Here is an 18607-nt window from a genome sequence, read left to right as displayed (position 1 = left end):
CCGCCTGCTCGAGATCCGTCCGCCTTACCTCCGGCGTGTGCTCACGTTCTGCCGTTGTCGCGGATCGACAAAAGCCCGTCTTTGATGGCGAGACGGATGCCTTCCTCGATCAAGGTACGTGCGACGCCGGGAACGCTGGTGCCGTGGGTGCCCTGTCTCACCAGTTTCTCCAGATAGGTGATGGTCGAGAGCGCCAAGGTTACGGGAATACGGTCAGTCTCGGCTTTTTCGGTGGCCATGGCCCGAACGCTAGCCTCATACTCGGGTACATAAAAGTAACGTTTAAGACTCTATTTAGGTTCGGGGGTGGGAGTCAAATGCGGCCTTGGCTGATCGCTCAGCCCATTGGAATCGCACATGAAATCAGGCGCGGCAAAGCGCGCCGCGCGGGATGGCCGGCGGCGGCCTGGCGTCGATGGGTCGGGAAAGGCGGGGCCGGATCAGCCGTGCACGATCGCCTTTTCGATCATGCAATGGATGCCCTTGGCGCCGTTGACGGTCTGGGTCACCCGCAGATCGGCGGCCAGGCTGCACAGCGTGTAGGCGTCCTGGCGCGACAGGTTTCGCCGCTCGCCGAGCAGCGCGATCATGTCGCGCAGCGCGCGCACCACGCATTGGTCGAGATCGGGATCCATCGCCATGGTCATGTAGTGCGTCGCCGTCTCGGCGCGGGGATAGTCGAACTTCAGGTCCTTGCGCAGCGTCAGGCGGAAGCGGCCCCGAAGCGCGGTCTCGATCGCGGTGACGCAAACCTCGCCGTCGCCCTGCACGCCGTGGCCGTCGCCGCAGGAGAACAGCGCGCCCGGAACGAACACCGGCAGATACAGCGTCGCACCCGCACCGAGCTCCTTGTTGTCGAGATTGCCACCCATCGCGCGCGGGATCAGCGAGGAGATGCGGCCCCACGCCGGCGGTGGTGACACGCCCATGACGCCGAAGAACGGCTTGAGCGGCAGGTCGAGGCCCCACGGCATGCGGCCGACCATCCGCGACCGGTCCAGCGGGATGTTCAGGATGCGCGTCTCGTGGAAATCGTCGGGCAGGGTGCCGGACAGCGGCTTGATCATGTTCCAGCCCCAATCCTGCCGGAGCTGAACGTCGAGGATCTCGACCGCAAGCACGTCCCCGGGCTCGGCGCCCTCGACCGCAATCGGACCGGTGAGGATGTGGCCGGGCAGCATGCGCTCGTTCCTGGCGTGAACCTCGTGCATCTCCGGCGGAATGTGGAAGGCGTCGCGGTCGGGCAGCATGTCCGGACCGCCGCTGATGGTGTCGACCGTCACCTCGTCGCCGCTGGCCACGGTGAGGACGGGCTCGAGCGCGGCTTCGAAGAAGCCCCAATGACAGGTTTCGGGGCTGGAATGCAGGTGATGATGGGTCATTTGCCGCGTCCGCTTGGTTTCATCGGTCCGGGCTTGACCCGGCGATCGATCCTCTTCCAAGAAGATTTCTGAAGAAGGCCGGGCCGGTCAAGCCCGCATATGGCAGGCACGACCATTCGAGCGAGGCTCCCCTGTTTTTCACGCTTTCCAAGACCCTCGGGATCGCGCTGCTGCCGATCAACCTCCTGGTCGAGCTCGGCATCCTGTCCGTGGTGCTGATGGCGACGCGCTTTGCCGCATTCGGCCGCAAGCTTGCGGTGGTCACGCTGGTCCTGCTCGCGCTCGCTGCGTTCTCGCCGCTCGGCAATCTCCTGCTCTATCCGCTGGAATCGCGCTTTGCGCCCTGGGACCCGTCGCGCGGTGCGCCCGACGGCATCATCGTGCTTGGCGGCTCCGTCGACACCGATCTGTCGGCGGCGCATCGCACGCCGGTGATCGCGCACGCGGCCGATCGTCTGTTTGCGCCGGCCGAGCTTGCGCGCCGCTATCCCAATGCACGCATCGTCTTCACGGGGGGCACGTCGAACCTGATCTCGACCGAGTCGAGGGAAGCCGACTATTCCGCGCCGGTCCTGGAGGCCATCGGCATCCCGAAGGAACGCCTGATCCTCGAGCGCAACTCCCGCAACACCTGGGAGAACGCGATCTTCACCAAGCAATTGGTATCGCCAAAGCCGGGCGAGCGCTGGCTCCTGGTGACGTCGGCGTTTCACATGCCGCGCTCGATGGGAATCTTCCGCAAGGCCGGATTCGACGTCGAGGCCTATCCCGTGGACTGGCGAATGGGCGGACGGGACAATCTCTTCTCCTTCACCAATTCGGGCGCGGACGGCCTCCGACGAACCGACGTTGCCGTGCGCGAGTGGATCGGCCTCGTGGCGTACCGCCTGATGGGCAGGACCGGCGAGTTGCTTCCGGGACCGGGCAAGGATTAAAACGAGGACTGAAAAGCAAGAAACGCGGCGCGCGATCGCCGGCAAGGAGGGAACGCCATGCAGGAGCAGAGCGCAGACAGGATCGATCTTGCCGGCCTCGTCGCCGATCTCAACAATCTGCTGCGGCTGAAGACGAATGTGATCGGCATGAAGCTGTTCGCGCGCGCGGCGGACATGGAGGCGATCCCGAAGATCCGCCGGCCGAATGCGATCCACACCACCGACCAGATCGTCAGCATGGCCGCGCGTCTGGGCTGGACCGTCGGCATCACCGCCGACGATCTCGTCGGCGCGCAATGCCGCGCGGTGATCGGGCTTGCGCCGCAGGACGAGACATGGCTCGCCGGCGCGAACTATGTCGGGGTCTGGCACGGCACCGCGGACGACGCGCGCAAGCGCCAGGAGGCGCTGGACGTGGTGCCGTTCGGGCAGTATCAGGCGCTCGTCGTCAGTCCGCTGGCGAGCGGCCGGCTCGATCCGCCCGACATCTGCCTGGTCTATGCAACGCCGGGGCAGATGATCATCCTGATCAACGGGCTGCAATATACCGGCTACAAGAAGTTCGAATGGGGCGTCGTCGGCGAGACCGCTTGCGCGGATTCCTGGGGGCGGGCGCTCAAGACCGGCGAGCCCAGCCTGTCCTTGCCATGCTATGCCGAACGGCGCTATGGCGGCGTGCCGGACGAGGAGATGCTGATGGCGCTCAAGCCGTCGCATCTCGCCAAGGCGATCGAGGGCATGAAGGCGCTGGCCAGGAACGGTCTGCGCTATCCGATCCCGCCCTATGGTATTCAAAGCGACGTCCGTGCCGGCATGGGCGTGAGCTACGCGAAGAAGTAAAGGCCGATCATGAGCTCTGCGAAATTCGACATCGTCGTTTACGGCGCGACCGGTTTCACCGGCCAGCTCGTGGCCGAATATCTGGCGGCGCATTACAAGAACGACACGGCGCTGAAATGGGCGATGGCGGGCCGCAGCCTCGACAAGCTGAAATCGGTCCGCGATGCGATCGGTGCGCCTGCCGACACGCCGCTGATCGTTGCGGACGCGTCGGACGCGGTCTCGCTGAAGGCGATGGTGGCGCAGACCAGGTCTGTGATCACGACGGTCGGGCCGTATCAATTCTATGGCGAGGACCTGCTCGCGGCCTGCGTCGGTGCGGGTGTGGCTTATTTCGATCTCTGCGGCGAGCCGGTCTGGATGCGGCAGATGATCGACAAATACGATGCGGCGGCCAAGGCGAGCGGCGCGCGCATCGTGTTCTCCTGCGGCTATGATTCCGTGCCGTTCGAGCTTGGAACCTTCTTCGTGCAGGAAGAAGCCAGACGCGTGTTCGGCGCGCCGGCCGCGCGCGTGAAGGGCCGTGTGCGCGACATGCGCGGCACGCTGTCGGGCGGCACCGCCGCGAGTGCGAAAGCGACCTTCGATGCGGTCGCCAAGGACCTCAGCCTCGTCGCCATCCTCAACGATCATTTTGCGCTGACGCCCGGGTTCGCAGGTCCGAAGCAACCGAAGGGCAACAGGGCGGCTTACGAGGAGGATCTGCAATCCTGGGCCGCGCCGTTCATGATGGCGCTGATCAACACGCGCAACGTCCACCGCTCCAACATGCTGATGGGCTTTCCCTACGGCAAGGAGTTCGTCTACGACGAGATGGTCCTGACCGGTCCCGGCGAGAAGGGCGAGGCCAATGCGAAGCGCGTGATGGCAGCCAACGCCGAGAAGACCGGCCCGAACGCGCCAAAGCCGGGCGAGGGGCCGTCGAAGGAGGAGCGCGAAAACGGCCTCTTCAATCTGCTTTACGTCGCGATCGCGCCCGACGGCCGCATGGTACGCGCCGGCGTCACCGGCGACCGCGATCCCGGCTACGGCTCGACCTCGAAGATGATCTCCGAATGCGCGATCTGCCTGCTGCGTGATGCAGCGGACGTTCCGGCCGGCTTCTGGACCCCGGGCGCAGCGATGCAGCACAAGCTGATCAAGCGGCTGGTCGATCATGCTGGATTGACGTTTGCGGTGGAAGCGTAGCGCCGTCTTTCCGCTCGCACGCTGTCGCAGCGTGGGCAAAGCGGAGCGTGCCCACCACGTCCATCGCGATTGCGGAGAGATGGCGGGCACGGCGCGTTGCGCCTTTGCCCACCCTATGGCGGCGTGTGCTTACGCCGCGCGCGCGTCGTACGCGTACATGAACTCCATGCTCCTCGATCCCAGCGGCAGCAGCCATTTCATCATCTGATTGCGCATCCATGCGCCGGAGGCGCTGAACTCCCGCTTGCTGTTGCCGTTGCGCCGCGCCATGGCGACGATCTTTTCCGTGCGCGGGCGGCGTTCGGCCTCGAAGGCCTGGAAGGTGGCGCCGAGCTCCTGGCCCTCCTGCATCAAGCGCGCGAGCCGCATCGCGTCCTCTAGCGCGAGCGAAGCGCCCTGGCCGGCATGGGGGCTGGTCGCATGCGCGGCATCGCCGATCAGCAGCGAGCGCTTGCGCGACCAGGTCGGCAGGGTCGCGACGTCGAGCGTGTCGGTGACGACGATGTTCTCGGCCGCTTCGATGATGGCGGGGATCGGTTCGTGCCAGCCGCGGTGGAAGTCGCGCAGATGCTGCTTCAGCGTGGCCTCGTCAAGCGCGCGGAACATCGCGGCGTCCATATCGTGCGCGGGCTGCGTGCTCCACCACATCACGCCGTCGTTGGGATCGGGGCTGCAATAGCCGTAACCGAAGAAGCCGCTCTGTCCGAACGTCGTCTCGACGTGCCGGCCGATCGGCCGGCCATCGAGCGCGGCATGCGGGACGAAGCCGCCGAAGCCGATCAGGCCGGTGTTGAACGGTTGCGGTCCGTCCGGCACCACCTGTCGCCGTGCCACCGAATGCACGCCGTCGGCGCCGATCAGGAAGTCGGCTTCGGCGGTGGTGCCGTCGGCGAAATAGGCGATGATCGGCTGGTCGCCGCGGTCCTCGATCTTGATCAGGCGTTTCTCGAAATAGAGCGAGACGCAGGCGCACCAGGCCTTGTCGATCAGGATTTCGTTCAGCGTGGCGCGGCAGACGTTGACGGCCGGCTGGCCGAAGCGCCGTTCCATGTCGCGGTTGATCGAGCCGAGCCGCTCGCCGGCTTGCGAATAGAAGTCGAAAGACTCTGCGACCGAGCCGCGGCTGACCAGCTCCTTCGCAAGGCCGATCTCGTCCATGACATGCATGCCGTTCGGAGCGATCTGAAGGCCGCCGCCGATGCCCTTCGAGTAGGGCCACGCCTCATAGATCGCGGACTCGATGCCGGCCCGGCGCAGCAGGATCGCGGCGACAGGCCCGGCGATGCCGGCGCCGATGATCAAGGCCTTGCGAGGACGGCTGGACATGGCTTGCTCCCGACGTTTCCGTGGTGCTAGGAGAAATTACGGTCGCTAAATCTCTTAGTGACTAAGATATATATCGAGTAAGAGAAGAGGTTGGCCTTGTCAAGGACGAAGGCGCGCGCGGCGTTGTTGGGGGAATTGGAGGAGGCGATGCGCAGGTCCTCCGCGCAGGGCGTGCTCTACGGCCAAACCGTTGCGAACGTTGCCGGAATTGCCAATTCCGACCTCGAATGCATGGACATCCTCTATCTCGAGGGACGCGTCACCGCGGGCCGTCTTGCCGAGGTCACGGGGCTCACGACGGGCGCCATCACCGGCGTGGTCGACCGGCTCGAAAAGGCGGGCCTCGTCCGCCGTGAACGCGACGAGAAAGACCGCCGCAAGGTGTTCATCGCCGTCGTGCCGGAGGCCGCGATGAAGATCGGCCAGTTCTATGTGCCGATGCAGGAGGCCATGGAGAAGGTTTGCGGCGGCTATTCGGACGAAGAGTTACGCCTGCTGCTGCGCTTCACCAATGAGGGCTACAAGGGTGTGGTCGCGGCGACGGAGGCTCTGAAGGGCCTGCTCGATACGCCGCCGGAGAAGCGTCCCGCTCTCAAGCTGAAGGAGCGTCCTCGCCGGCCCTGAGCTTGTAGACCTGCGCAGCCGCGATCATGCCCCACATCGTGCCCAGCATCATCCAGAAGTGCCGCCAGTGGTCGGTGTCGATCACGAAGCTTTCGCCGACGGTGCCGACGAAGGCGGCGAACACGGCAAGATAAGCGCGCTGCCAGGGCACGCGCACGAAAATGTGCCTGAAGCCCATGATGACTGTGGTGAAGACCAGCGCGGGATAGCACACGCCGGAGAGCCAGCCACCGGACATGAAGGCGTTGAGGTAGGAGTTGTGGGTGTCCTCGGGGAAGAAGCGGTGGAACTGCAGGGGACCTATGCCGAAGGGCAGGTCGAGCGCCATCTCCGCACCGAGGATGTGCCGGCCGAACCGTCCGAAGCGGCCCTCGTCGTAGCTCTGGTCGAAGCTGGCGCGCTGCTTGAACATCTCGGCGGTGGCATCGAATGACAGCAGCACCGCGATCAGCGCGAGGCCCAGCACCGCCGCGACGATTGCCATGATGACGATGCGCGAGCGCTGCGCATTGGTGCGGCTGGTCAGCACCATCAGCGCCAGCATGAAGGCGGAGGTCAGCACGAGGCCGCCCCAGGCCGCGCGGGAGAAGGCAAGCAGGATCGCCAGCGACATGATGCCGAAGGCGATGACGTTGCGGAATGCCTTGCCGAGCTTGTCCGAGACCACGCTCTCGAGCGCGAACAGGGCCGGCAGGATCAGGAAGGCGCCGAGCACGTTGGGGTCCTTGAACGTGCCACGCGCGCGACCATAGAGCGTCAGGAGGTCGTTTCCGCCCGGGACCAGGTGGAAATAGCCGGCGACCGCCGCGAGTGAAGCGACCATCGCGCCGACCACGAGCCCGCGGCGCAGCATGTCGAGCCGCGCCGTGGTGTCTTCCGAGATGACCATCGCGAAGAACACCACGGTCACCGCCATGTACCACGAGGTCGCGATCCAGCTCACCACCTCAGACTGCTCGAACAGCGGGATCGCGCTGATCGTGTAACCGACATTGAGCAGGATCAGCACCAGCACCAGCGGCATCAGCACGAGCTTCAGCCGCAGGCCGGTGGCGAAGAAGGCGACGGTCGCGAGCAGCGTCGCGATTTCGTAGGGGCTCGGCTCGATGAACACGATGGCGCTGCAAGCGCCGACCAGCCACACCAGCGCGCGCTGGAGCGCCAGCACGCCGGGCGCAGCCGGTGCGGCCAATTTCACTTCGCCGGCTGTCGCCGCATACGCCATCACACACTCATACGCTTACGCAACTCGTAGACATAACTTTCGCCGTCATGCCCCGCCTAGTGCGCCCTTGCGCACGGGGGCGGGGCATCCAGTACGCCGAGCTGTTCGTGGCAGTTTCCGCTGCCGGCGATTACTGGATCGCCCGGTCAAGCCGGGCGATGACAGTGGGGCTCGAGCACTACAAAACTCAATACGCGTTCTCGTTCTTGGTCAGCAGCGAGATCGGCGTCTTCAGGAGAATATAGAGGTCGAACAGCACCGACCAGTTCTCGATGTAATAGAGGTCGAACTCGACGCGCTTCTGGATCTTCTCTTCATTGTCGATCTCGCCGCGCCAGCCGTTGATCTGGGCCCAGCCGGTGATGCCCGGCTTGACGCGGTGGCGGGCGAAATAGCCGTCGACGGCTTCGTCGAACAGGCGGCTCTGGAGCTTGCCTTGCACCGCATGCGGACGCGGCCCGACCAGCGAGAGGTTCCCGGAGAACACCACGTTGAAGAGCTGCGGCAGCTCGTCCAGGCTGGTCTTGCGGATGAAGCGACCGACGCGGGTGACGCGCGGATCGTTCTTGGTCACGACCCTCGAGGCGGTCGGATCGGCCTGATGGTGGTACATCGAGCGGAATTTGTAGACGTCGATGCGCTCGTTGTTGAAGCCGAAGCGCTTCTGGCGGAACAGCACCGGGCCGGGGCTGTCGAGCTTCACCGCCAGCGCCACCAGTCCCATCACCGGCAGGGCGGCGAGCAGCGCGAGGCTGCCGACGACGCGGTCGAACAGCCATTTCATCACCAGGTCCCAGTCGGTGATCGGCGCCTCGAACACGTCCAGCGTCGGCACCTCGCCGAGATAGGAATAGGAGCGGGGCCGGAAGCGCAGCTTGTTGGTGTGCGCGGAGAGGCGAATGTCGACCGGCAGCACCCAGAGCTTCTTCAGCATCTCCAGGATGCGCGTCTCCGCCGAGATCGGCAGCGCGAACAGCACGAGGTCGACGCGGGTGCGGCGGGCGAACTCGACGATGTCGTCGACCTTGCCGAGCTTGCGCGCGCCGGCGCAGGTGTCGAGCGCGCGGCTGTCGTTGCGGTCGTCGAACACGCCGAGCACGTGGATGTCGGAATCCTCCTGCGCCTTCAGCGCCTCGACCAATTGCTCGCCATTGCTGTCGGCGCCGACGATGATGGTGCGGCGGTCGAGCCGGCCCTCGCGCGCCCAGGCGCGCACCAGCGAGCGCAGGATGAGACGCTCGGCCATCAGCGCGGCGAGCCCGAGGAAATAGAAGGCGGCAAGCCACAGCCGCGACACTTCGCTGCCGAACTTGGCGAAGAAGGAGATGCCGATGAACAGCAGGAAGACGAACGACCAGGACGAGATCATCCGCGTCATCTGCCGGAGCTGACCACGGAACAACTGCACCTGGTAGATGTCTGCGGCCTGGAAACAGACCACGGCGGCGACCGCAACCGCGACGACCTCGGCGGGATAAACCCAGCTGAAGGCGCCGGCGAGCGGCATGACATAGCCGACATAGAGCGCAATGCCGACAAGGCTGAGCAGCGCGAAATCAACCAGACGGACGAAGCCGGCAATCACGATCGGCGAATAGGCGCGGGCGACTTTCTGATTGACGACTTCAAGCGCGGCGGGTGAGAGCCGGCGGCGGCGCTCGACGAAGGGGCGGTCGGCGGGCTTTGCCGCGGCGCTGGTCGCGGCATCGAGCATCGAGCGTGCGTTGAGCGGTTCCACGGGCGTCCACGTCCATTCCAAAGCCCCCGGCACGGCCTTGCGTGCCCGGGCAAGCATCCCCTGGCACTTCGATTATCGAACAAATCGGAAGATTTTCTAAAGCGGAGTTAAGGATGGTTAATGATTGGCAAATGCGTCGCGATAGCCGGCGAGCACGCCGTCAACCATGGCGGCTTGCGAGAAATGCGCCGAGATGCGTTCGCGCAAGGACACGGCGCGCTGCGCCGTCGTCTGCGGATCGTCGATGGCGGCCGCGATCGCCTCGGCCATGGCTTCGGGATCGCTCGGCGAGAACAGGGCCGGGCTCTCGGAGCCGAAGATCTCGGGGATGCCGCCGATGCGGGACGCGATCATGGGAATGCCGGCCGCGCCCGCCTCGATCACCACATAGGGCATGGAATCGCCTCGCGAGGGAACGACCAGCAGGCGCCCCTTGGAGAAGCCGTAACGCGCCTTGACGTGCCCGATGAAGCGGATCGCGGTGGAAAGACCGAGCCGCTCGACCTGCGCTTTCAGCGCCGCGGTTTCCTCGCCGTCGCCGCCGAGCGTCAGCGTGACCTTCTTGCCGCCTTCGTGCAGGCGCGCCACGGCATCGACCAGGAGATCCGCACCCTTGATGTGCCTGAACTCGCCGACATAGGCGAGATCGGTGGCATCGTCGGCGATCGCGACCGGCTCGAACTCCTCGGGCGTGACGCCGTTGAAGACGCAATGCACCACGCCCTTGGGCGTGCCGACGATGCGTTGATAGGTGTCGCGGGCAAACGCGCTCTCGAACAGGAACAGGTCGGTCGCGTCCATCAGCGTGCGCTCAAGCCGCGCGTAGAACTCGCCCTTGAAGGTGTTGAGGGGATAATGCAGCGAGCCGCCATGCGGCGTATAGATGCGGATGGTGTCGTCGGAGCGCCGACGCATGCGGATGAAGGCGCCGGCCTTGGCGCCGTGGCCGTGCATGACGTCGGGCTTGAGCGCGGCAATCAGCCGCCGCATGCGAAGCCACACCAGGACGTCGTCGGGCGACGGTTCGCGGCGGATCGCGAGCCGGTGCACGCCGAGCTTGAGCCGCGGTGCGAGCTCGGCAAGTGCCTTGTCGGCGCGTTCGCCGCCGGTGAGGCTGTCGGCGAGGATGCCGACATGATGACCACGGTCGACCTGGCCATTGGCGACGTCGAGGATGTGGCGGAAGATGCCGCCGACTGGCGCGCGCACGGCGTGCAGGATGCGAAGCGGCCGGTCGGGGGTGGGGGGCATGATCAAAACCAGCGCTTTGGCGGCGAAAACCGAACAATTGTCACGAAATAATCGAGAGGGATTAAGGGGCCTCGTGGTTAACAAATGGTGACGAGCGTGCGCGCGCCGGTCGGCGGGACGCCGCGATTAACCCAGCGGCAACCTTAATGGAGTGTAATCGCCGCGGCTGAGGTAGAGTCGCAGCGTTGCCTGCGGGAGTGTTCGATGCGTTTAGCGTTCTGGCGTGCCGGCAAGGACAAGGCGGTGATCGAGCGGGCTGTCTCGAAATCCAGGGCCGAAGCCGCGCCCAAGATCGAGGCGAAGATCGAAAGCAAGATCGAGGCAAAGCCTGCGCCGGTCGTCGCGAAGCAGGCGCACGTCGAAGCCGGCGACATCGACCTGCACGCGCTCGGCGGGGCATTGGCGCGCAAGCGCCGCTGGATCATCGTGCCGATGATGCTGGTGCTCGTCGGATCGATCGCCATCGTGAACCTCGTCACGCCGCGCTACAAATCCGAAGCTCGCATCCTGATCGACGGGCGCGAGAACGTGTTCCTGCGCCCGAGCAGCGACCGCACCGAGGAGCGGCAAGCGCTCGACGCCGAGGCCGTCACCAGCCAGGTGCAGCTCGTGCTGTCGCGCGATCTCGCGCGCGAGATCATCAAGAAGAACAAGCTCGCGGAACGCCCCGAATTCGATCCGGTGCTGCAAGGCATTTCCCCGCTGAAATCGCTGGCGGCGCTGATCGGCATCGGCCGCGATCCGTTCTCGATGACGCCGGAAGAGCGCGTGCTGGATGCCTATTACGAGCGCCTGCAGGCCTACGCCGTCGACAAGTCGCGCGTGATCGTCGTCGACTTCCAGTCCGCCGATCCGGAGCTTGCCGAGCGCGTCGCCAACTCGATCGCCGAGGGTTACCTCGTGCTCCAGCAGAGCGCGCGCCAGGAGCAGGCCAAGAGCGCCAGCCAGTGGCTGGCCGGCGAGATCGAGGACCTGCGCAAGAAGGTCTCCGACGCCGAGGCGCGGGTCGAGGACTTCCGCTCCAAGTCGAGCCTGTTCGTCGGCACCAACAACACCACGCTGTCGAACCAGCAGATGGGCGAGATCAACACGCAGCTCAACAACGCGCGCTCGATCAAGGCCGACGCGGAATCCAAGGCGAAGCTGATCCGCGAAATGCTCCAGAGCGGCAAGCCGATCGAGGCGTCGGAGGTGGTGAACTCCGAATTGATGCGGCGGCTGTCGGAGCAGCGGGTGACGCTGCGCGCGCAGCTCGCCGAGCAATCGTCCACGCTGCTCGGCAATCATCCGCGGATCAAGGAGTTGAAGGCGCAGCTCGGCGACCTCGACAATCAGATCCGCGACGAGGCGGCCAAGATCTCGCGCACGCTCGAAAGCGACGCGCGTATCGCCAGCAGCCGGGTCGACGGTCTGACGACGAGCCTCGAGCAGCTCAAGAAGCAGGCGGCGTCCACTAACGGCCAGGACGTGCAGCTCCGCGCGCTCGAACGCGAAGCCAAGGCGCAGCGCGACCTGCTGGAAACCTATCTCGCCAAATACCGCGAGGCCAACACCCGCGAGACCATCGACACCGCGCCGACGGACGGCCGCATCATCTCGCGCGCCATCGTCTCGAATACGCCGGCCTATCCGAAGAAGCTGCCGATCGTGCTGATCGCGACCATCGCGACGCTGCTGCTGTCGTCCGGTGTCGTCGTCACCGGCGAGCTGCTGCGCCAGACCGCGCCGCGCGCGGTGGGGGCGGTCCTGCCGTCACGGGCGCCGGTGCGCCGTGACGTGATGGTTGAGCCGGTGGCCGAGCCGGTGGCCGCGCCGATCATCGATCCAGTCGTGGACGAGCCGGAGCCGTCGCTTCAGCCGGCGATGACGGCCGAAGCCGACATCTCCGAATTCACCGAGATCGAGCAGTTGGCCGACAGCCTGCGCCGGGCAGGCGCGGCGGCGAAGAAAGTCACGGTGCTCGGCACCGCGGCCGGTGAATCGATCACGCTGTCGGCGCTGACGCTTGCCAGGCATCTGGCGCGCGACGCGCGCGTCGTCGTGGTCGATCTCGCTGCGTCATCGCCGACCATTGCCGCTGTGTCGGTCGATGCGTCCGCGCCGGGCCTTGCCGAGCTGATGCAGGGCGAGGCGACTTTCGCGCAGGTCATCACCCGGGACAAGCTTTCACGATTGCATCTGGTGATGGCCGGCCGCCCCGGCTTCGACCGCAGCCTGTTGCAATCGCCGCGCGTGACGCTCGCGATCGATGCGCTGCTTCGGGCCTACGACCACGTCCTGATCGATGCCGGCAGCGCCTCCGACCTGCCGGCGGACCTGCTGACGGCGCATGCCCGCGCCGTCGTGGTGCCGGACGGATCGATGGCGGTCGATGCACGCACGCTGATGTGCGAGCAGCTGAGGGCGGTCGGCTTCAGCGACGTGACGATGCTGAACAAGCCGGTGCAGCCGTCGGACGCCGTGGAAGTGCCGCGCGTGGTGGCGGCTTGATCTTTCTTGCCCTCTCCCCCTGCGGGAGAGGGTGGCTCGCTGTCCAGACCGGATAGATAGGTAACACAATAGACCGGATGGATAGGTGACAGTTCTCTGTCGGCTGGGAGGAACAGCCGATGCCTTGGCGAGAGAGCTGCGCAATGGACCAACGGATTAAGTTCATCGCGGATCAGCGAAGCGGATTGTGGACGATGACGGAGCTTTGCGACCGCTACGAGATCAGTCGCAAGACCGGTTACAAATGGTTGGAACGCTACCGGCTGGAGGGGCCTGGGGGGCTTGCGGAACGCTCCCACGCCGCGCGGGTGCATGGGCGCGCGACACCACGGCACATCGTGGATGCGATCGTGGGGCTGCGGCTTGAGCGGCCGAGCTGGGGACCGCGCAAGATCGTGAGCAGGCTCGAGGCTCGGCAAGGGGACGTCGATTGGCCGTCGGCCTCGACGGCAGGCGAGATTCTTAAACGGGCGGGATTGGTCAGCAGTCGCCGGGTGCGGCGACGAGCGCCGCCGCGCATGGGGCAGCTGACGGTACCTCGGCATGCCAACCATGTATGGGCTCTCGATCACAAGGGCTGGATTCGACTGGGCGACGGCTCTCGGGTTGAACCCTTCACAGTGACCGACGGCTTCAGCCGCTATTTGATTAGTTTGGCGGCGACGGGCAGCACGCAATATGGCGAATGCCAACCACTGCTGGAGCGGGCGTTTCGCGAGTACGGCTTGCCGCAGATCATCCGCTCCGACAACGGCTCGCCATTCGCCTCGACCGGAACCACCGGCCTGACGGCGCTGTCGGTATGGTGGATCAAGCTTGGTATCCGTCATGAACGGATTGATCCTGGCCACCCGCAGCAGAACGGCCGGCACGAGCGCTTTCACCTCACGCTTCTGGAAGCCATGCGGCCACCGCCGCCAACCCGGGCGGCGCAGGCTCGTCGGTTCTCGGCATTTGCACGCGACTACAATGAAGAGCGGCCGCACGAAGCGCTTGGCCAGCGCCCGCCTGCCAGCTGCTATCAGCCTTCGCCCCGTGAGATGCCAAGGCGGCTTCCCAAGCCTGATTATCCATCCGAAGCCGCGGTTCGCCAGGTTCGCTCCAACGGCGAGATCAAATGGCGTGGCGACCTCATCCACATCTGCAGCGCTCTCGGCGGTGAAGCAGTCGCTGTCGAGGAAACCGAGGACGGAGCCTGGCAAGTGCGCTTCTTCGACGTGCCGATCGGCATCATCGACCAGCAAACACGCGAGCTGCGGCGCTGCGCTAGCGCAGCGCCGCAGCTGATCAAATCATGAACGACTGTCACCTATCCATCCGGTCTATTGTGTTACCCATCCATCCGCTGGACATCGCCGCATAGCGGCGAGACGGGTGAGGGGTTCTATCCTCACGAACGGTCCTGCGAGCGGAGACATACCCCTCATCCGGCGCGCATTCGCGCGCCACCTTCTCCCGCAAGGGAAGAAGGAAGGGCACCTCGCAAGCGGAGAATTCTTACCCGAACGCCTGCCTCAGCCTGCGGGCGAGGTCGAACAGCATCTGGTTCTGCTTCACCAGCCGCTTGCCGCGGTTCAATGACGACATCGCCATTGCCGCGAGCTTTCCGCGCGAGGTCAGGGGAACGAAGCTGTCAAAGATGTCTTCGTCGTCCTTGCAGAACATCCGCTTGTAGTCGTCCGAACCGATGCCGAGGTCGAGCGAGCGGTAGCCGTGCCCGGCGCAGTGGTCGATGATGTAGCGCATCAGGATCAGGCCCGGGCTGTACCGGGCGTGCTCGGACATCGTGTAGGTGTTGAACATCATCGAGAAGCGCTGGCCGTCGGCAACGCCCGCGAAGATCGCGATCACCTCCTCGTCGCATTCGAGCGCGTGGATGTCGATCACGCGTCCATCTCCGCGCCGGGACAGGCAGGCGCGGCGGATGAACTGCTCGACGCCGGGCTCTGCGAAGACGTTCGGCAGCTTCTGCTCCTCCATGCGCGCCGGCTTGACGCGAAAGAACCAGTCGAGCAGGCGCACGATGTCGGCATCGGCCGTCGCGAGATGGTAGCGGTAGCCGGCGAGGGCCTGGAGCTTCTTCTCCTTGCTCTTGAGGCGGCGACGGAAGGAATTGCTGATCCGCGATTCGGGCGGTCCGCCCGGCTCCATCGCCAGCAACGGGCAGCCGTTGATGGAGCTCTGCCGCGGCAGCAGCGCAAACGGGTTCTGCTGGTCGTGCCAGCGCTCGGGCTGCTGCGTCAGCGAGAGCACGTCGACGTGCTTGCGGAGCGGCGCGAGCAGCGCGTCGAGATCGGCGAGAACCGCCTGCGCCGCGAATTCGGCGTCCCACAGGCCCATGTTGAAGGTCGTGTGCTTGCCGCCCATGAAGCAGGCTGTGCGCACGCCGTGGCTCTGGTGAAGGGACAGCGGCAGCAGCAGCAGTGGCCGGTGCTCGGCGTCGCGGGCGATCACGACGAAAGGGCGCGCCCCTTCGCGGGCACCGACCAGCTGCTGCCAGGGGCCGAGCAGGTCGAAGCACTGATAGGGCGTGAAGAGGTGGCCGCTCTGCTCGAAGGCGCGCCAGGCCGCCTCGACCTCGCCGAGATCGGTGACGATATCGACATGGGCGATGCGGCTCGCTTTCGACCGCGCTGGCGCTTCTGCCGTCCGGCTTTGCATCGCCGCAGCCATGGTCATTTGCGAAACCTGTCGAGAAATCAAAATAGACGTAGTTCGGCCTCTGGCCGACCTTTGCAAAGAAAGGTCAACAAAGGGTAATGACGATAGGACAGGGAACAAGGCGCCAGCGTGCGCGAAGGTGGAACCTTGGCATCCGACGACAGATGGCTGGAGCGGCTGCGGCTCGAGCTGGCCTGGTTCAGCGGTCAGGCGGCGCTGCGCGGCCGCGGTGCCGGCGCCATCCTGCGCTTTCAACGCGTGCGGCCGCGCCGGCGCGGCGCCTTTCAGCCGCTGCGCGAGCACGAGATCACGCCGCAATTCCTCGACCGCGCCATTCGTGCGCTGCAGCGCTGGAAGTATGACTTCCTCGGCATGGACGAGGTCTGCCGCCGCGCGGTGACACTGCCGGAAAAGCGCCGCTTCGTGGCGCTGACGTTCGATGGCGCCACCAAGGACCTCATCAACTTCGCCTATCCGGTGCTGGCGCGCCACGGCGAGCCCTTCACGATCTATGTCCCCACCGCGTTCCCCGATGGCGTCGGCGAGGCCTGGTGGCTCGGGCTCGAACGGGTGATTGCGCGCGAGGGCCGCGTCAGCCTGATGATGGGCGAGAAGGAGCAGCGCTTCACCGTCACCGACAATGCCGGCAAGCGCGCGCTGTTTTCCTATCTCGAGGGCTGGTTGCGCTCGCTGCCGCCGGCGGAGCTGTCGGTGGCGATCGCCGATCTCTGCACGCGCTACCGGATCGATCTTGCCACGCTCTCGCGCGAGGCGTCGATGGATTGGGAGGACCTCGCGAGGCTCGCTGCCGATCCGCTGGTGACGATTGGCAATGCGACCGTGAATTATCCCGTACTCGCCAACATGAAGGACGCAGCCGCGCTGCGCGAGATGACGATGGGCAAGGCGGTCGCGGAAGCGGCGTTCGGGCGCGAGATCCGCCATCTCGCCTTTCCGTTCGGGGACCGCGCCGCATTCCGGCGCAGCCATGTCGTGATGGCGGAAGAGGCCGGTTATGCCAGCGCCGTCTCGACGATCCCGGGCATCGTGGATGCGGAAGGACGCACCAATCTGCGCGCGCTGCCGCGGATCTCCTGGGACGGCCGGCTGCAGTCGCTGCGCATGCTGCGCGTGCTGGTCTCGGGTGTTGCCTTCGCGCCGGTGAAGCCGACGGGCAGCGTTACGAGCCGGACTTGACGCGGTCTGGCCGCTGCATCCAGCTCACGATCGGCATCGCCGGCAGCACCCAGCCCAGGCCGACCACCACATAGTAGATCGCCTGCCGCCAGCCGGACTCGGCGATCCACGGCATCTGCGCCGCCGCCATGCCGAGCAGGGCCCAGACCGTGGCCAGCACCAGGAGCAGGATGGCGCCGAGGAACTTGCGGGTGCGGATCGTCATGACGGAATATCGTGGCTTTCGCGTAACTTGCGCTGCGGGAGCGGGGGACTATAAGGGGCGCGCAGTCCGGTTCAAGCCTCCCTGGTTCAAGTCCTGGTTTTTGCCCCGAATGACGTCGATTTGCGCCTCGTCCGAACCGCATCGCGCCTTGCGCGCGTGGCTGATCGCCGTGGCCGGGCTGATCGCGTTGATGGTGCTGGTCGGCGGCGCGACGCGGCTCACGGAATCCGGCCTCTCGATCGTCGAATGGAAGCCGGTCACGGGTAGCGTGCCGCCGCTCACCGAGGCGCAATGGACCGAAGCGTTCGAGGCCTACAAGAAGATCCCGCAATATCGCGAGCTCAACGCGGGCATGAGCCTGTCCGAGTTCAAGGAGATCTTCTGGTGGGAATGGAGCCACCGGTTTCTCGGCCGTTTCATCGGCGTAGCCTATCTGCTGCCGTTCCTGTTCTTCCTGTGGCGCGGCGGCCTCTCCGGTGAATTGAAGCGGCGGCTTTGGCTGCTGTTCGCGCTGGGCGGGCTTCAGGGGGCGGTCGGCTGGTGGATGGTGGCTTCGGGCCTCACGGAACGCACCGAGGTGTCGCAATATCGGCTGGCGACGCATCTGATGCTCGCGCTTCTGATCTTCGCGGGCATCGTCTGGACCGTGCGGCGGCTCAAGGAGCGGCCGCGGATCGCAGCACCGGCGCGGCTCCGGTTCACGAGCGCGCTGCTTCTTGTCGTGACGTTCGTGCAGATCTATTTCGGCGCGCTGGTCGCGGGACTGCGCGCCGGGCGAGCCTACAACACCTGGCCGCAGATCGACGGCGCGTTGATTCCGTCGGCCGAACGGCTGTGGTTCGAGACGCCGTGGTGGCGCAACATGTTCGACAACGTGCTGACGGTGCAGTTCGAGCACCGCATGACAGCCTATCTGCTGTTCGCGCTGACGGCGCTGCACGCCATCGACGCGGTGCGCTCGCGCGCAGGTCCAGCTGCGAGCGGCGCGCTGTGGCTGTTCGCGGCGGTGAGCCTGCAGGCGGTGCTGGGCATCCTCACGCTGCTCAATCAGGTCCCGATTGGCCTCGCGCTCGCGCATCAGGCGGTCGCAATCGTGGTGTTGACTCTTTCCGTGATGCAGGTGGAGCGTCTGGCCTCGCGGCAATCCGTGCAAGCGCAGCCGCGTGCAGTTCCGCTCGGTCAGGTCAGCTGATCGCTGATCAGCAATAGCCGTAAACGCCGCAGGCGTAGGGCAGTCGCCAGTAATAATCGACCTGCGGTCCGCCGTAGTATGCGCCTTGATAATCGTAGTCCCACGGGCGGCCGTAATAGCCCGGCAGCGTGTGCGAGCCGGGCAGTAGCGGCGTTCCCGGCAGATTGCGGATGTAGCTGCCGATGCCATAAGCCGGCGAGATCAGTGCGTCCGGGTCAGTTTCGACCCAGACTTTCGGCGGCTCGGGCGGCGGAGCGGCGGCCCGCCGCCTCGGCGTGGCCGGCAGGTCGGCGGCGAGGGCGCCGGAGATAGTCAGCATTGCCGCAAGGGCGGGTACCATCCAGCGCAGCATC

The 18607-nt window shown here is 65.7% G+C and carries 17 protein-coding genes; 8 read left to right on the top strand and 9 right to left on the bottom strand.

The genetic code is table 11. The features are described 5' to 3' along the window. Positions 1–41: 41 nt before the first annotated feature. Positions 42–239 carry a hypothetical protein gene (locus HAP40_RS22185; RefSeq protein WP_007603456.1) on the bottom strand — a complete coding sequence of 66 codons (198 nt, stop codon included), beginning with the start codon at positions 237–239 and terminating at the stop codon, positions 42–44. 201 nt (positions 240–440) lie between these two features. After that, positions 441–1382 (bottom strand): acetamidase/formamidase family protein, encoded by a 942-nt coding sequence (locus HAP40_RS22180; RefSeq protein ID WP_166815711.1) that lies wholly within the window; start codon positions 1380–1382, stop codon positions 441–443. 167 nt (positions 1383–1549) lie between these two features. Between HAP40_RS22180 and HAP40_RS22175 the strand changes: the two genes are divergently transcribed. The 3 genes from HAP40_RS22175 to HAP40_RS22165 are packed head-to-tail and all read left to right on the top strand — an operon-like array spanning position 1550 to position 4345. Then, positions 1550–2317 carry a YdcF family protein gene (locus tag HAP40_RS22175; protein ID WP_166819407.1) on the top strand — a complete coding sequence of 256 codons (768 nt, stop codon included), beginning with the start codon at positions 1550–1552 and terminating at the stop codon, positions 2315–2317. 57 nt (positions 2318–2374) lie between these two features. Continuing rightward, positions 2375–3157: a DUF169 domain-containing protein gene (locus HAP40_RS22170; protein ID WP_166815712.1), complete on the top strand. Its 783-nt coding sequence runs from the start codon at positions 2375–2377 to the stop codon at positions 3155–3157. A gap of 9 nt (positions 3158–3166) precedes the next feature. Beyond that, positions 3167–4345: a saccharopine dehydrogenase family protein gene (locus HAP40_RS22165; RefSeq protein ID WP_166815713.1), complete on the top strand. Its 1179-nt coding sequence runs from the start codon at positions 3167–3169 to the stop codon at positions 4343–4345. 129 nt (positions 4346–4474) lie between these two features. Here the strand turns inward: HAP40_RS22165 and HAP40_RS22160 are convergent, their stop codons facing one another. Further along, positions 4475–5671 (bottom strand): FAD-dependent monooxygenase, encoded by a 1197-nt coding sequence (locus HAP40_RS22160; RefSeq protein WP_166815714.1) that lies wholly within the window; start codon positions 5669–5671, stop codon positions 4475–4477. 147 nt (positions 5672–5818) lie between these two features. Here HAP40_RS22160 and HAP40_RS22155 point away from each other — a divergent pair, with 147 nt between their 5' ends. Further along, a complete protein-coding gene (locus HAP40_RS22155; protein WP_166815715.1) occupies positions 5819–6295 on the top strand; it encodes a MarR family transcriptional regulator in 477 nt (158 codons plus the stop codon). Here the strand turns inward: HAP40_RS22155 and HAP40_RS22150 are convergent. The 3 genes from HAP40_RS22150 to HAP40_RS22140 form a co-directional block, all read right to left on the bottom strand. Continuing rightward, positions 6264–7520, bottom strand: a complete 1257-nt coding sequence (locus HAP40_RS22150) for an O-antigen ligase family protein (RefSeq protein ID WP_166815716.1) — start codon at positions 7518–7520, stop codon at positions 6264–6266. The genes HAP40_RS22155 and HAP40_RS22150 overlap by 32 nt on opposite strands. A gap of 187 nt (positions 7521–7707) precedes the next feature. Continuing rightward, positions 7708–9258: an undecaprenyl-phosphate glucose phosphotransferase gene (locus HAP40_RS22145; RefSeq protein ID WP_166815717.1), complete on the bottom strand. Its 1551-nt coding sequence runs from the start codon at positions 9256–9258 to the stop codon at positions 7708–7710. 117 nt (positions 9259–9375) lie between these two features. Beyond that, the gene (locus HAP40_RS22140; RefSeq protein ID WP_166815718.1) at positions 9376–10509 is read right to left on the bottom strand and encodes a glycosyltransferase family 4 protein; all 1134 of its coding nucleotides are present in this window, start codon (positions 10507–10509) and stop codon (positions 9376–9378) included. Positions 10510–10713: 204 nt separating this feature from the next. On the opposite strand from HAP40_RS22140, the gene HAP40_RS22135 reads away from it, so the two are divergent. Both HAP40_RS22135 and HAP40_RS22130 read left to right on the top strand, forming a co-directional pair. Beyond that, entirely contained in the window at positions 10714–12999 is a 2286-nt protein-coding gene (locus HAP40_RS22135) for a GumC family protein (RefSeq protein WP_166815719.1), read from the top strand. Positions 13000–13142: 143 nt separating this feature from the next. Then, positions 13143–14297, top strand: coding sequence for an integrase core domain-containing protein (locus HAP40_RS22130; RefSeq protein ID WP_166815720.1), 1155 nt, complete (start codon positions 13143–13145; stop codon positions 14295–14297). A gap of 199 nt (positions 14298–14496) precedes the next feature. On the opposite strand, the gene HAP40_RS22125 is transcribed toward HAP40_RS22130, so the two are convergent. Then, a complete protein-coding gene (locus HAP40_RS22125) occupies positions 14497–15678 on the bottom strand; it encodes a GNAT family N-acetyltransferase (protein ID WP_166815721.1) in 1182 nt (393 codons plus the stop codon). Positions 15679–15807: 129 nt separating this feature from the next. On the opposite strand from HAP40_RS22125, the gene HAP40_RS22120 reads away from it, so the two are divergent. Next, entirely contained in the window at positions 15808–16857 is a 1050-nt protein-coding gene (locus tag HAP40_RS22120) for a polysaccharide deacetylase family protein (protein WP_166815722.1), read from the top strand. Here the strand turns inward: HAP40_RS22120 and HAP40_RS22115 are convergent. Further along, positions 16841–17062 carry a DUF2842 domain-containing protein gene (locus tag HAP40_RS22115; protein ID WP_166815723.1) on the bottom strand — a complete coding sequence of 74 codons (222 nt, stop codon included), beginning with the start codon at positions 17060–17062 and terminating at the stop codon, positions 16841–16843. The genes HAP40_RS22120 and HAP40_RS22115 overlap by 17 nt on opposite strands. Positions 17063–17171: 109 nt before the next feature. Here HAP40_RS22115 and HAP40_RS22110 point away from each other — a divergent pair, with 109 nt between their 5' ends. After that, positions 17172–18254: a COX15/CtaA family protein gene (locus HAP40_RS22110; RefSeq protein WP_166815724.1), complete on the top strand. Its 1083-nt coding sequence runs from the start codon at positions 17172–17174 to the stop codon at positions 18252–18254. A gap of 7 nt (positions 18255–18261) precedes the next feature. On the opposite strand, the gene HAP40_RS22105 is transcribed toward HAP40_RS22110, so the two are convergent. After that, the gene (locus tag HAP40_RS22105) at positions 18262–18606 is read right to left on the bottom strand and encodes a hypothetical protein (protein ID WP_166815725.1); all 345 of its coding nucleotides are present in this window, start codon (positions 18604–18606) and stop codon (positions 18262–18264) included. Between the last annotated feature and the right edge of the window lies 1 nt (position 18607).

The sequence above is a fragment of the Bradyrhizobium sp. 1(2017) genome (assembly GCF_011602485.2).
In the GTDB taxonomy this organism is placed as follows: domain Bacteria; phylum Pseudomonadota; class Alphaproteobacteria; order Rhizobiales; family Xanthobacteraceae; genus Bradyrhizobium.
Note: the sequence above shows the minus strand (reverse complement) of the source record. Positions and strands in the feature narration are given on the sequence as shown.